This is a genomic window from Paraburkholderia sp. CI2 (genome assembly GCF_014201055.1).
Classification (GTDB): Bacteria; Pseudomonadota; Gammaproteobacteria; order Burkholderiales; family Burkholderiaceae; genus Paraburkholderia; species Paraburkholderia tuberum.
Window position 1 is genome coordinate 742,292 of the sequence record NZ_JACHDL010000001.1, and the last position, 12,758, is coordinate 755,049.

Sequence of the window (12,758 nt, forward strand, 5' to 3'; positions counted from 1 at the left end):
CGCCGGACCAGCCGGCAGCGGGCGCATATGACGCTCATCATCGAGCCGCGAGCAACCGGCTACACGCGCTCGGCTCGCCACTTCAGTACGCCACATAAGGCCCCGTCCCACCCGGCGTCGACTGCTGCTCGATCGCCGCATAGACATTGCGACCATAGAAGAACGGCAGCCCCCAGTCGAACACCGTCGACGTGACGAATGCCGGGCCCGCGAGCAGCGGCAATGCCGAGTCGCCGCTATAAGTCTGCGCGATCGACATCGCATTGCCGACGCTGAACGTCACCGCGCTCGTCGTACCATTCACGCCTTCGATCATCGCGCTCAACTGCTGCGTCGAGCTCGGGCAGTAATAAGCGCTGTTCGGGCTCGCGCAGGCCGGCATCAAGGTGGTCTGGAAGAAGAGTCCCGTCGAGCCGCTGTCCATCATGCTGCGCGTATACGTGGTGCCGTTCTGCACCGTCGTGAACGTGCCGTTCGACGGGCTCACACCGACCACCTGGGCCCCGCCGAGCGCATTGTTGCTCTGCGTGCCGATGCCGAACACGAGTTGCCCCGACACCGATGGCGCGCCGCCCGACACGGTCGGCAGACTGAGCATCGAGCCGTTGTTGTCGGTCGCGAAGTACGGCACCGGATTGGCGACCTGGTACGTCTGCGCGAGCGGTATCGACGTGCAGCTGGTGCCGCTGCAACCATAGTAGGTCGCGGGGATCGCCTGCTGCACGCAGTTCGCGCCGCAGTCGTGCTTGAACACGCCGATGCCGAGAATGCCGTTCGCCTGCAAGGCGGCCGGCGTGTTGCGCGCCGCGCCGACGGCCGCGCAATCGCCCGGCAGCGACGCGTAGCCCGGATCGATCACCTGGATCGGCAGCGCAGCGGCTTTTTCGCCGGCGATCTGCACATCGGCGAGCTTCACCGCGCCCCACGTGTAGCCGTCGAAGAACTGCATGCATTCTGCAACCAGGTTGCCCGAGCCGTCCTTCTGCTGCGGCAGGCTCATCGACGCGGGCAATTGCGACGCGAACACGCGCACGCCCCACGAGCCGGTATCGACGAGCACGTGATCGATCGTCTGGCAGTTGCTGGTGCCGGGCGCGCAGATCGTGATGCTGACGAACGGCATGTTCGGCACGTTGCTGACGCCCGAGTCGACCGTCACGCGCACCGCGTTGGCGGCCAGCACCTGCGGCGACGGCGACGTGTTGGTCACGGTCGAACCCGACGAGCTGGTCGAGCTGCTCGAACCGTTCGAGTTGCTGGAGGTGCTCGAATCGGCCGTGGTGCTCGCGCTGCCGCCCCCGCCGCCGCACGCGCTCAACAGCAGCGCCAGAACCACGATGGGCGCCGCGCCCAGCAGAGTCATCCACGAAGACCTGGATCGCATGATTCGCTCCGTTATTGAATAACGCTGACGTCGACGCCCGCGGGCGCCGCCTGCGGCAGATAGGCGTAGCCGGTGAACGCGCGCAGATGGCCGCTCGAGAACACCACGAGGTCACTGGTCGAGACCGCGAGCGGCGCGCCGCGCCGCGCCGCGCTGGCGGCGACGTAGGCATTGAAGGACGCGCCGAGCATCGCCTTCAGATCGGGCAGCGTCGGGCCATCCCACGCAACGCCGAACACGATGCCGTTGGCCGCCACGTATTCGCGCACCTGGGTGCCGGACGGCAGCGTCAGCGCATGCACTGAATACGCGCCCTGTGCGCTGGCCGCGCGAGCAACCGCATGCAGGCGCGTCTGATCGCTGTCGACGGTGCTGGCGTTCTGGCCGAGCGTCGCGTGCGCGCCGAACGGCAACGCGCAGCTCGCCCCGAGCATTGCGCAGGCAATGCGGGTGAGAAGCATCGGTTTCAAGAGATTTCCTTCGAGGTGAAACGCCGCGACCTGCATGTAGCCGATCACAAACGCGAGACTAGGGGCGCACACCTGACCGGCAAAGCCGGTTGCCTTCACGCCGGTTGGGCTGCGTGAATGCGTCTACGGAAAGGCGAGGCGAAACTTTAGTCAGGGGAATGGCGCGCGGCAATCGTTTGCGGCGCGATCGAAACTGTTCGGAGTTCCTGAATCGATCGATCAGGTTTGATCAGCGTGGGCAAAGCCTTTTGGCGACAATGCTTTGACGCTTATTCGGTTTCCGTCTGACATTTAGAACTGACCGACTGCGAAAATTGCGGCCGCCACGCGTAAAAGTTGCGAACGTGAGCAGCGTTTGTTCTTCGATGTAAGCGTCTGCCGAATAACGAGCGGGCGGAGTCCGCATTCCTCTGACTACATGAGGCTTGCGGCACAGATCCCGACGGGGCAAAAAAAAAGCGGAGGGCCTGGCGGCCCTCCGCTTCATAGATCGTCCGGAACACGCGGCGTGCGCTACTTCTTCGGTTGCTGAAGAAGCGACTTCAACTCCTGCACGTTCTCCTCGACGCGTTTCGCGATCACCCCATACGACTCCGCCTGCGTCTGATACGCGGCTTGTGCGAGCTGTTGCATGTCGGCGAGCGATTTGTGCAGGCTCTGCTGGATCAGCTCCGCGGTTTTGGTCGACGGCGCGGTGCCGGCCGCCGTGAGCTGCGCAGTCAGCGCCTGTAGCTCGCCCAGCGTGGTGCGCAGCATGTCGGCCTGTTTCTGCGCGAGCGACTGCATCCCCTGGAATGCTGTCTGATTCGCCTGAACCAGCGCTTCCATGTCCTTTCGGCGCGCTTCCATGATGGCGGGCACGTCGAATCCGGGGAGCTTGAACTGCTCCAGCATTTTGGTTAGATCGCCAAACGGATTGGCTGCATCGGGTCGGTCCATGCGAAATCCTCCTTGCGGTTGAAGACTCATCGCCTCGGCGTCGCCCGCACCAGGCGCGACGCCGATGCCGGCGGCTGCGTGTGCCGCGCGTGCCGCCACAGCAAGGTGCTTTTGGGGTCGCACGGCACATCGGAGCAATCATGCGCTATCCGGCTGGGTTGCGCCAGCGGACTCACCCTGGCGAAAACCGGTTCACGGCAACGTGCGTCGCTTCGGGGTCTGCGCCGCAGAGCCGCGCGCCGCTTGGCCGCGCGCCGCGAAAGGCTCGGAAAGTTACTGAATGGTTTTCGTAACCCGACGAATCAGCGGGTCGACTATCGTTGCGAGGAGCCGGTCCATCGTGGCGCCGGCGCTGTTTTCGATGGGAGCGACATCATGAGAAACGCATTCTTCGGCGCGGCCGTGGCCGCGGTTCTTGGCATCATCGCGACGGCCGCGCTCGCCGACGACGGCATGCCGCCGTCCCCGCCCGCCGCTATGCACGACGGCGGCCCGCGCGGCGACGGGCCGCCGGGGCATGGTCCGATGATGGGTCACCCGAGCCCAGCTTTCGCGGTGATCAATGATCTCGAACAACTGCGCCGTCTATACGCGCTAAACGGTCATGAAGGCGAGATCGTCGCCGTCTACCACGAGGTTCTGAACAAGACCCAGGATCGGATGCTGCGTCACTACGTGTACGACTCGCTCGCACGGGAGCAGCTGAAGCCCGCCAATCCCGAGCAGGCGATCGCGACGCTACGCACGAGTCTCGCCGAAGATCTCGTGGCGGCGAACAAGGCGCCGCATGGCACGCCGCCGGGTCAGCCAGCGGCACAACCGCAATAAATTTTCATCGCGAATTGCGAATAAAGCGCCGCGCCACGTGGCGCTTTTTCTTTGCGCCGGAGCATGCGAGCGCGTTCGAGCGACCGCTCCATCGCCGCATCTCGTCCGTGCGCTCCCGCAGCCCCGCCCCGCGCGGCTTTCCGGGACTACGTTGCCTGTCCCACATTGGCGCTTCACTGATGCTTTTCATCTTCCGTCAGGTGATTACGATAGGAGCTCCGCAACGTCAGGGCAGGGTGAAGGAATGCGCTATCCGCTGGACATGGCCATTGCCGCCGCCCTGCTAGTTTTCGTCCTGTGCTGCATCGTCAAGCTCGCTTTGAGCTGATCGGCGGCTCGACGTCCGCGCGCTCTTCTTCGTTTCGCCGTGACATCGCTCGAAATAATTGTTGAATGGAGTTCGGCGAGCCGCTCACCCATACTTCGTTCGCTGCCGGTGCGTGACGAATCACAGACGCATGAGATCGAAAGGCTTCACGTGCGAATCCCTTCGCCGATGATCGACGATCCCCCGGTTGCCCGATCATCGGCGATGGACTCGAACAGACTGGCACCGCGTGCCGACCACAGGATCATCATGTTGACTTCAGTGAACTTCATCAAAAAGAACGCCGCTCGTTTCACCTGCATGGCATTCGTGTGCGGCGGCGCGCTGCTGAGCGGCTGCGCCGGCGCCAGCGTCACGAATCTGAGCGCGACGAGCACGTCCGCGACGGCCGACGCAGGCACGCAATCGACGATGCACCCGGACACGATCTACGTCTACACGTTCGATGCCGATCCGCAGCAGGTCAAGCTCGACAACGGCGGCATGCTGCAAAAACTGAAGATGCAGATGTCGGGCTCGTCGGGCGCGCAGCAGCAGGTTGCCGATGCCGCCCAGGTGCGCGAGCAGGTCGCCGACGAGATCGTCCATCAGCTGCAGGCGATGGGTCTGCACGCGGTGCGCACCGACGCGCCGGTGCCCGCCGGCCAGAACGTGCTGCTCGTGCAAGGCAGCTTCGAGACGATCGACGCCGGCAATCGCCGCCGCCGCACGCTGATCGGCTTGGGCGCGGGCAAGAGCGAGGTGAGCAGCGCGGTGCGGATCGTCTACCAGCCCGCGGGCGGCACGCCGCGTGTCGTGCAGAGCTTCACGGCCAACGCGGACAGCGGCAAGATGCCCGGCATGGTCGAAACCGCCGGGGTCGGCGCGGCGGCCGGCACCGTCGCGACCGCGGCAGCGGCCGGCGCGGGCCTGCACGGCGTGACCGAAACGAAGCGCGCGGGCGTGTCGGACGATGCAAAGCGCCTCGCCGATGCAGTCGCGAAACAGATCGCGCAGTTCGGCGTGCAAGCCGGCTGGATACAGACCGCGCGAAAGAGCTGAGCAGTTGAGCGCGGCGGGTTGCGGGTCCGACAAAAAAGCGCGGTTGAAAAGCGCGGCGGTGTGGAGCGATGCCCACGCCGCCGCGTTTTTTTATCGACGCGCGCCCCATCGCTAGCCGCGCCACAACCCTCGCAGCAGTGCGAGCAGCGCGGCCGGCGCCGTGCCCTTCTGGCAATAACCGTCGAAGTTGTGGCGCTCGCGGCCGGTTTGCCTCACGTGGTCCTCGTCTAGCGACGTAAACGCGACGATGCCGAGGCTGTGCGTCGGCAGATAGCGGCGCAGCGCGCTCGCCGTTTCGTAGCCGTCGCGCTCCGGCATCATGATGTCGAGCACGACGACGTCGGGCACCCAGTTGCGCACGCAGTGCAGCGCCGCCGTGCAGCCGGTCGCGGCGCGCGCCTCGACGCCCTCGTAGGAAAGCCAGGTGGCAAGCGCTTCGGCGGCGTTCTCGTTGTCGTCGATGACGAGCACGCGCGGCACGCCGTGCAATAGCTGGACCTCTCGGGCGCTCCACCTCTGGCAGGTTGTCGGATTTCGTGGCATGTATGGCGGCCTGCGAGTAAACCTTTGGGTAGGTAGCAAGCGCTGTACCGCGGCTGCGGCGGCGTCAAACCGGCGCGTCGCGGCGGCTTGACGTCATCAAAACCTCCACTTTTGCCATCAGTTCTGTAAATCGTTGCGCTTCTATAATGGGAATGATTCCTATTTGCACTGTACTTCCGCCGAACCTTTCGTCTCGCGCTCGGACTGCTTACATAAATGACATCGTCCGCGCGTGCAACCAGGAAAAATGCCGCCCGGATTCCAACTAGCGCCCCGGGACGGAAGATCGACGACCACGCCTACTTTCCAATTCATGTCCGTTTCACGCTGGAATCGCCCGCAGGCCACGCCTGCTCAAGCCACTCTGCATCGCGCCACCATCCTCGCCGCCATCGCCGTCGCTTTCAGTGTCCCGGCCAGCGCGTTCGCTCAATCCACCGACTCCGCCCCCGCCGCCGACGGCACGCTGCCCGCCATCAAGGTTCAGGCGGCCGCCGTCGAAGAGTTGCCCGGCGACCTGTCGCCGACATACGCGGGCGGCCAGGTCGCGCGCGGCGCCGACTACGGTGTGCTCGGCAAGCAGCGCAACATCGACATGCCGTTCAGCATGACGACCTACACGGCCAAGCTGATCAAGGATCAGCAGGCGCCAAGGATCAGCAGGCGCCAAGGATCAGCAGGCGCGCACGCTCGCCGATGTGGTCGAAAACGACCCGTCGGTGCGAACCGCGTACGGCTACGGCAACTTCTCGGAAGTGTTCGTGATTCGCGGCTTCCAGCTCAATGCCGACGACATCTCGATCAACGGTCTGTACGGCGTTACGCCGCGCCAGTTGGTCTCGACCGCGGCGGTCGAGCGGGTCGACGTGTTCAAGGGCGCCAACGCGTTCCTGAACGGTGCTTCGCCGACGGGCTCGGCGATCGGCGGCGGCGTGAACGTGCAGCTGAAGCGAGCGGAGGACACGCCGACCACCAACGTGACACTCGCAACCAGCGGCTCCGGCGAGTTCGGCGCGCACGTGGACGTCGGCCGACGCTTCGGCAGCGAAGGCCAGTTCGGGATTCGCGTGAACCAGGCGAATCGTGACGGCGAGACGAGCATCGACGGCGAACACCGCCGCGACAACACTACGGCCGTCGCGCTCGACTGGCGCGGCGACAAGCTGCGTCTGTCCGGCGACTTCCTGTATCAGCGCGAGCACGTCAGCGACGGCCGCCCGGTCGTCTACTTCACCGACGCGATTCCCGCCGTGCCGCCGGCAACGTACAACTACGCGCAGAACTGGTCGTACACGAACCTCGAAGACACCGTCGGCATCCTGAAGGCCGAATACGACTTCCTGCCGGGCTGGACCGCTTATGCGACCGGCGGTGTGCGCCGCACGGTCGAGCAAGGTGAGTACTACTCGCCGACCTATTCGTCGACCGGCGTCACCGGTGCCCGTCTCGGCGTGCCGTACAACCAGAATTCGAGCTCCGCCGAAGTCGGCGTGCGCGGCCGCTTCGACACTGGCCCGGTCTCGCATAGGGTTGCGGCGGGCGGCGCCATCACGAGCGAGAACACCAACTCCGCGTGGACCTACGCCTTCATGGGCCCGGTCTCGCTCTACAACACGGTGCAGACGCCTTACCCGGCCACGACGATGTCAGGCGGCAACCTGGCCGATCCGGGCATGACGGCCACCACGGTGATCCGCAGCGTGTCCGCGTCCGATACGCTCGGCTTCCTGCATGACCGGGTGCTGTTCACGGTCGGCGCGCGTCGCCAGCAGATCGCGACGGCCAACTACGACAACACGGGCATCGGCAGCGGCAACTACAGCGACGGCATCACGACGCCGCTGTTCGGCCTCGTTCTGCGCCCGACGCAGAACGTGTCGATCTTCGCGAACCGCAGCGAAGCGCTGGCCGCGGGCAGCATCGCGCCGGCGGGCACGCTGAACTACGGTCAACAACTGGCGCCGGTCCGCACGAAGCAGTGGGAAGTGGGTGTCAAGTACGACACCGAAAGGCTCGGTGCGTCGTTTGCCGCTTTCCAGATCGAACAGCCGTCGGCGTTCACCGACCCGGCCACGCATATCTATGGCCTGAACGGCAACGAACGCCATCGCGGTCTCGAAGCCGAAGTGCACGGCGAGCCGCTCAAGGGCCTGCGTCTGCTGGCCGGCGCTTCGCTGATGGACGCGACGCTCGAGAACACACAAGGCGGAACCTACGACGGCAACCGTCCGGTGGGCGTGCCGACTTTCCTGTTCAATCTGGGCGCCGATTACGACATTCCGATGGTGCCGGGGCTCGCGGTCAACGCGCGCTGGATCCATACCGGCGCGCAGGAAGCGAACGCGGCCAACACGCTGTCGATCCCGTCGTGGAACCGCTTCGACCTGGGGGCGCGTTACGAGACGTCCATCTACGGCAAGAGGACGACGTTGCGCGCCACCGTGCAGAACGTGACGAACAAGGCGTACTGGTCAGCCGTGTCGGCCTACGGCGCGACGACGTACCTGACCCAGGGCGCACCGCGTACGTTCCTGTTGTCGGTCAGCACCGACTTCTGATTGTCTGACGTGACGTCGGTCGCCTGTGCCAGCGGTTTGCATGCATCACTAAAACGCTGCCAGCCTTTCGGGCTGGCAGCGTTTTAGTGTTTCCGCGCGAACTGAACGGCGTGGCGCCGCCCCTCGTTACTCGACCGGCGGCTCGCCTTCGGGTTTTTTCTTCGGCCGCTGCGCATCGGCGGCGCGCTGCGGCAGCTTGCTCTTTTCGTTATCGCTGTGCCTGACGGGCTGAGGATGAGGATGATTGAACTGTTCGTCGACGTCTTTCATGATGTGCCTCCGTGCCAACGCAACACAACTCAACACACAACACAACGCTCATGAATGTTCGGCGGACCGCGCGGTCTCGCCCGTGCCTGCGGCTGCGGCCGGCGCATCGGTTGCCGCGCCCATCGTGACGAGCACGCTGCACGTCACGCGATCGAGCAGCAGCCCGTCGTGCCGGCCACCCCACCATCGCGCGAGTCCGTGACTGCGACGATGACCGACGACGACCAGATCGGCCTTCAGATCGTTAGCGAAAAACGGAATCTCATCGAGTGGTTCGCCGATCGCGAGATGACCGGTCGCGCGAATTCCGCGTGCGGCGAGCTTCTGTAGGCCCTCGTCGAGCAGCGTTTTGGCGGATTCGTTGATGAAATCGATCGGCACCGTGGACGTGATGTCCGCGCCCTGCATCCACGCCGTATTGTTGAGCACGGAAAGCAGGTGCACTTCAGCGTTCAGGTCTTGCGCGAGAGCGGCACCGTCCTTCAACGCGTGTTGTCCTTCGCGAGTTCCGTCGTAGCAGAGAAGAATGCGCCTGAAGCTCGACATGAGAACCTCCTTGCGCCGTGCGGCACGTGATCAATTAATTATATGTCAGTTCGTGATATATACCGTGCGACACCGATGCATGCAAATACCTACAGAAACGCCGTCAAACAGGCACTATTCGCCAGTTTCGGCGGCCACCGAATCCCTGCCCTGAAATGGCGGTTGCTCGGCACGGCGATCAGGAACACCGCGCTACGACTCAGGCCACAGAAAGAAAACATGAGCAGCGTTTGCCGCGGGATCGACGGGCAGACCATAGCCATGCGACCGAGCGGTCCATGCCTCGTGCGGCGAACCGTTCGGCCATCTCACGAGCACCACCGCTCCGCTGGACAACTGGTCGACAACGGTGCCGCCGTACACGCCGATCACACTGCTTCGCACCCCCGTGCCGCACGATGCGGTGCAAGAGCCGCACACCGGCTGCGGGTACCGGCCGGTCTGCTGCGCGGGTGAGAACGCATAGGCAAGCGGAACGGCGCAAACCGAAATAAGGACGATTGCGAAACGTCGACACGACGCAAGTTGTTTCATCGCGATTCCCTCGACGAACTACAGCCCCCAGATGATGTCCGCGTCCGAGTCGCGCGCCGCACGCATCATGTCCAGAAACGGCCACGCGCGCTGCGACAGCCGGTTGCGCGACTCGCGTTGATTACTGGTTGAGCAGTGCAATGCTTCGAGGGTCGTTTCCGCGGCCGCGTCTTCGGTGATGGCGGTTTCGAGCCGATCGATCGCGCGGGGCAGCTCGTCGTGGCTGATAACGCCCCGCGCGCCGAGCCGCTTGCCGATCAGACCAAGCAGATATTGTGCGAGATCCCTGAGCATGACGACATCCGGCGACGCCGTCGATTGAAACGTGATCATCATGATGGCTCCTTTATCGGTCTATCAGGCAACGGCCAACCAGTCCTCTCAATCCGTCTGCTCTCATTTTATATCACGACGTGACAAAAAAGAACGCGCCGAGGGGTGATTTAAGGGCCATGCTGAAGCACGTCGGCTGTGTTCTCGACTGTCTGCGAGATGCGACAGATTCCGCGCGCCGCGCGGGGGGGGAGAACTTTTATATCATATTGACATATAATCATGACCAGACTGTATTCGCGTTGCCAGGGTTTCCCCGGTAATCTCGGGCCCGGCATCATGGACTACTTTCTGCTCCTAGCTTGTCCCGCTCTCCTGCTCTCGGCTGGCTTGCCAGCTTTCTCCCCGCACCGGTCACCGTGAAATGGCACGAGCGTGCGCGTTCGTGCCTCGGCGCGCTGCTCGGCATCGCGTTCACCGGCGGTCTGATGTATCTGCTGCTCGGTCCCGTCGCAAATATTCCGCTGCTCGTCGCGCCGATGGGCGCTTCCGCCGTGTTGCTGTTCGCGGTGCCCGCGAGCCCGCTGGCGCAGCCGTGGTCGATCATCGGCGGTAGCCTCGTGTCCGCGACGGTCGGCGTAACCTGCGCGATGCTGATCGGCGATCCGACGCTGGCGGCCGCCCTCGCGGTGGCGCTGTCGATCTCCGGCATGTTCGCGCTGCGCTGCGTGCACCCGCCGTCGGGCGCGGTCGCGTTGACCGCGGTGCTGGGCGGCCCGGTCATTCATGCGCTCGGCTACCGCTTCGTGCTCGAACCGATCGCGATCCAGTCGGCCGCGCTGCTGTTCGCGGCGCTCGTCTATCACGCGGCAACCGGCCACCGTTATCCGCATGCGGGACGCCAGGACCGCGCGACGCCGAGCCGGGCCGCCGACGAAGCCGCGCGCGTCGGCTTCACGCGCGAAGACGTCAAAGCCGTGCTCGGGCGCCGTGACGCACTGCTCGACATCGACACCGACGATCTCTATTCGCTGCTGCGCGAAACGCAGCTTCAGGCGTTCTCGCGCAGCTTCAACGAACTGCGCTGCGAAGACGTGATGTCGCGCCACGTCGTGTCGGTGTCGCCGGGCACGCGCGCCGCCGCCACCGATCCGATCACGGAACTGGTGCCGATGTTCGCGAACTTCGGCCATCACCACATCCCGGTGCTCGATCGCGCGGGCCGCGTGGTCGGCATGATCACGCAGGTGGACCTGATCTCCGGCCTGTATCGGCAAACCGCCACCCGAGCCCGCGAGGCGGCCTGATTTTCAACTAAAAGACCGAGCAGACCTGCCGCGCGATGCCGTTGCGACGGCCGCAATTCGCTTAAATACATCATCACGTGATATATTTTCGGTTTTCTTCACATTGGCGGACTTGCCATGAAAGTACGGACTCGCAAGCTCGTTAAGAGCGATTTCGAGCAGTTGTCGCAGTTTCGCTATCAGATGCGGCGCTTCGAGCGCTTCTCGGAGCAGGCCGCGCAAAGCGAGGGCATCACGCCGTTGCAATACCTGTTGTTGCTGCACATCAAGGGCTATCCGGAGCGCGACTGGGCGACCGTCGGCGAACTCGCGGAGCGTCTGCAGGCGCAACATCACGGCGTCGTCGCGCTGGTATCGCGCTGCGAGGCACTGAATCTCGTGCGCCGCCAGGTCAGCGAGACCGATCGCCGCCAGGTTGAAGTACACCTCGAAAGAGCGGGAGAACGGGTACTCGAACGGCTTGCGGCACTGCATCGCGCCGAATTGAGATCGCTCGAAGGCTCCTTCCAGGTTCCACGGATCGACCTCGACTAACCATGAGCATGGATTCCCACATACGCGACTTCGCGGCGAATGCACGGCTGCCCGGCATCTTCGCGCTCGCCGCGGGCATCGGCTTCGTCAGCACGATTGCCGCCTTTGTTCTGCTGAACCTGATTCGCCTGTTCACCAATCTGTTTTTCTTCGGCACGCTGTCGTTCGTCGACCGTTCGCCCGCCACCAATACGCTTGGCATTTGGGTGATCGGCGTGCCGGTGATCGGTGGTTTGATCGTCGGGCTGATGGCGCGCTTCGGCTCCGAAAAGATTCGCGGCCACGGCATTCCCGAGGCGATCGAGGCGATCCTGTTCGGCAAGAGCAAGATGTCGCCGAAAGTGGCGGTGCTCAAGCCGTTGTCGTCGGGCATCGTGATCGGCAGCGGCGGGCCGTTCGGCGCGGAAGGCCCGATCATCATGACCGGCGGCGCGCTCGGCTCGCTGATCGCGCAGTGCGTGAAGGTCACGTCGGCGGAACGCAAGACGCTGCTCGTAGCGGGCGCGGCGGCCGGCATGGCCGCGACGCTTGGTGCCACGCTCGGCGCGCCGCTGACGGCCATCGTGTTCGCGTTCGGCCTCAGGCACGACGCCAACGCGCTGTTGCCGCTCCTGACGGCAACGCTGATCGCGCACGGCTTCTCCACGGTCGTGATGCGGCGCTCGATCATGACCGAGAAAATCGCGCGACGCGGCTATCACATCTATCGCGAGTACGGCGTCGATCCGCTCGAGCGCCACTATGTCGACGAAGTGATGACCGCCTCGGTCGAATCGGTCGATGCCGCCACGACGCTCGGCGCAACGCTGCAGACGCTGTTCGGCGCGAACCAGCTGCGCCGCGCGTATCCGGTGGTGCGCGACGGCGCGGTGATCGGCGTGGCCGACCGCATGTTGCTCGAACGCTTCTGCGCCGAGGACACTGAACACAAGCGCGCGATGACGCTCGCCGACGTGTTCGCGCAACACAACACCGCGTTTGCTTTGTCATCCGAAACCTGCCGGCTGGTGGCGACGCGGCTCGCCGTGCTGGGGCTCGAACGCCTGCCGGTGGTCGCCGATCGCAACAGCACGCGTCTGGTGGGAGATCGTGTCGCGCAGCGATCTGGTCAAGCCGTCGCTCAGCAAGCGGCGCTTCGCGCCGGTTCGCGCCGGTTCGTAAAGCCAGCTAAAAAGACCGCCGCAAAAATCAAAGGCCGAGCCC

At 64.5% G+C, this 12,758-nt stretch carries 11 protein-coding genes and 2 pseudogenes; 6 read left to right on the forward strand and 7 right to left on the reverse strand.

The genetic code is table 11. The annotated features are described in order from the left end of the window. Positions 1-82: 82 nt before the first annotated feature. The 3 genes from HDG32_RS03345 to HDG32_RS03355 form a co-directional block, all read right to left on the reverse strand. On the reverse strand, positions 83-1,384 hold the full coding sequence (locus HDG32_RS03345; protein ID WP_184063166.1) for a DUF3443 domain-containing protein: 1,302 nt from the start codon (positions 1,382-1,384) through the stop codon (positions 83-85). 11 nt (positions 1,385-1,395) lie between these two features. Then, positions 1,396-1,845 (reverse strand): DUF2844 domain-containing protein, encoded by a 450-nt coding sequence (locus HDG32_RS03350; RefSeq protein ID WP_184063427.1) that lies wholly within the window; start codon positions 1,843-1,845, stop codon positions 1,396-1,398. Between the two features lie 522 nt (positions 1,846-2,367). After that, a complete protein-coding gene (locus HDG32_RS03355) occupies positions 2,368-2,793 on the reverse strand; it encodes a phasin family protein (protein WP_184063168.1) in 426 nt (141 codons plus the stop codon). A gap of 375 nt (positions 2,794-3,168) precedes the next feature. Between HDG32_RS03355 and HDG32_RS03360 the strand changes: the two genes are divergently transcribed. Further along, positions 3,169-3,621, forward strand: coding sequence for a hypothetical protein (locus HDG32_RS03360; protein ID WP_184063170.1), 453 nt, complete (start codon positions 3,169-3,171; stop codon positions 3,619-3,621). A 577-nt stretch (positions 3,622-4,198) separates the two neighbouring features. Beyond that, positions 4,199-4,990, forward strand: coding sequence for a DUF4410 domain-containing protein (locus HDG32_RS03365; protein WP_184063172.1), 792 nt, complete (start codon positions 4,199-4,201; stop codon positions 4,988-4,990). A 111-nt stretch (positions 4,991-5,101) separates the two neighbouring features. On the opposite strand, the gene HDG32_RS03370 is transcribed toward HDG32_RS03365, so the two are convergent. Further along, the gene (locus HDG32_RS03370; protein ID WP_184063174.1) at positions 5,102-5,533 is read right to left on the reverse strand and encodes a response regulator; all 432 of its coding nucleotides are present in this window, start codon (positions 5,531-5,533) and stop codon (positions 5,102-5,104) included. A 313-nt stretch (positions 5,534-5,846) separates the two neighbouring features. Between HDG32_RS03370 and HDG32_RS03375 the strand changes: the two are divergent. Then, positions 5,847-8,091 (forward strand): annotated as a pseudogene (locus HDG32_RS03375) (TonB-dependent receptor). Positions 8,092-8,217: 126 nt separating this feature from the next. Here the strand turns inward: HDG32_RS03375 and HDG32_RS03380 are convergent. The 3 genes from HDG32_RS03380 to HDG32_RS03390 all read right to left on the reverse strand — a co-directional run bounded on the left by HDG32_RS03380 (position 8,218) and on the right by HDG32_RS03390 (position 9,777). Then, on the reverse strand, positions 8,218-8,361 hold the full coding sequence (locus HDG32_RS03380) for a hypothetical protein (RefSeq protein ID WP_184063176.1): 144 nt from the start codon (positions 8,359-8,361) through the stop codon (positions 8,218-8,220). Positions 8,362-8,409: 48 nt separating this feature from the next. Further along, on the reverse strand, positions 8,410-8,907 hold the full coding sequence (locus HDG32_RS03385) for a universal stress protein (protein ID WP_184025075.1): 498 nt from the start codon (positions 8,905-8,907) through the stop codon (positions 8,410-8,412). Positions 8,908-9,459: 552 nt separating this feature from the next. Further along, positions 9,460-9,777 (reverse strand): DUF1840 domain-containing protein, encoded by a 318-nt coding sequence (locus tag HDG32_RS03390; RefSeq protein ID WP_018423542.1) that lies wholly within the window; start codon positions 9,775-9,777, stop codon positions 9,460-9,462. Between the two features lie 299 nt (positions 9,778-10,076). Here HDG32_RS03390 and HDG32_RS03395 point away from each other — a divergent pair, with 299 nt between their 5' ends. The 3 genes and pseudogenes from HDG32_RS03395 (at position 10,077) to HDG32_RS03405 (ending at position 12,716) form a co-directional block, all read left to right on the forward strand. Continuing rightward, the gene (locus HDG32_RS03395) at positions 10,077-11,021 is read left to right on the forward strand and encodes an HPP family protein (RefSeq protein WP_184063178.1); all 945 of its coding nucleotides are present in this window, start codon (positions 10,077-10,079) and stop codon (positions 11,019-11,021) included. A gap of 117 nt (positions 11,022-11,138) precedes the next feature. Continuing rightward, positions 11,139-11,555 carry a MarR family winged helix-turn-helix transcriptional regulator gene (locus HDG32_RS03400; RefSeq protein WP_184063180.1) on the forward strand — a complete coding sequence of 139 codons (417 nt, stop codon included), beginning with the start codon at positions 11,139-11,141 and terminating at the stop codon, positions 11,553-11,555. A gap of 2 nt (positions 11,556-11,557) precedes the next feature. Continuing rightward, positions 11,558-12,716, forward strand: a pseudogene (locus tag HDG32_RS03405) (chloride channel protein). The last annotated feature ends 42 nt before the right edge of the window (positions 12,717-12,758 follow it).

What these genes read in the sequence shown, in the direction of transcription:
- HDG32_RS03345 (WP_184063166.1), bottom strand. Translation starts at nt 1,384, where the DNA reads ATGCGATCCAGGTCTTCGTGGATGACTCTGCTGGGCGCGGCGCCCATC.
- HDG32_RS03350 (WP_184063427.1), bottom strand. Translation starts at nt 1,845, where the DNA reads ATGCTTCTCACCCGCATTGCCTGCGCAATGCTCGGGGCGAGCTGCGCG.
- HDG32_RS03355 (WP_184063168.1), bottom strand. Translation starts at nt 2,793, where the DNA reads ATGGACCGACCCGATGCAGCCAATCCGTTTGGCGATCTAACCAAAATG.
- HDG32_RS03360 (WP_184063170.1), top strand. Translation starts at nt 3,169, where the DNA reads ATGAGAAACGCATTCTTCGGCGCGGCCGTGGCCGCGGTTCTTGGCATC.
- HDG32_RS03365 (WP_184063172.1), top strand. Translation starts at nt 4,199, where the DNA reads ATGTTGACTTCAGTGAACTTCATCAAAAAGAACGCCGCTCGTTTCACC.
- HDG32_RS03370 (WP_184063174.1), bottom strand. Translation starts at nt 5,533, where the DNA reads ATGCCACGAAATCCGACAACCTGCCAGAGGTGGAGCGCCCGAGAGGTC.
- HDG32_RS03380 (WP_184063176.1), bottom strand. Translation starts at nt 8,361, where the DNA reads ATGAAAGACGTCGACGAACAGTTCAATCATCCTCATCCTCAGCCCGTC.
- HDG32_RS03385 (WP_184025075.1), bottom strand. Translation starts at nt 8,907, where the DNA reads ATGTCGAGCTTCAGGCGCATTCTTCTCTGCTACGACGGAACTCGCGAA.
- HDG32_RS03390 (WP_018423542.1), bottom strand. Translation starts at nt 9,777, where the DNA reads ATGATGATCACGTTTCAATCGACGGCGTCGCCGGATGTCGTCATGCTC.
- HDG32_RS03400 (WP_184063180.1), top strand. Translation starts at nt 11,139, where the DNA reads ATGAAAGTACGGACTCGCAAGCTCGTTAAGAGCGATTTCGAGCAGTTG.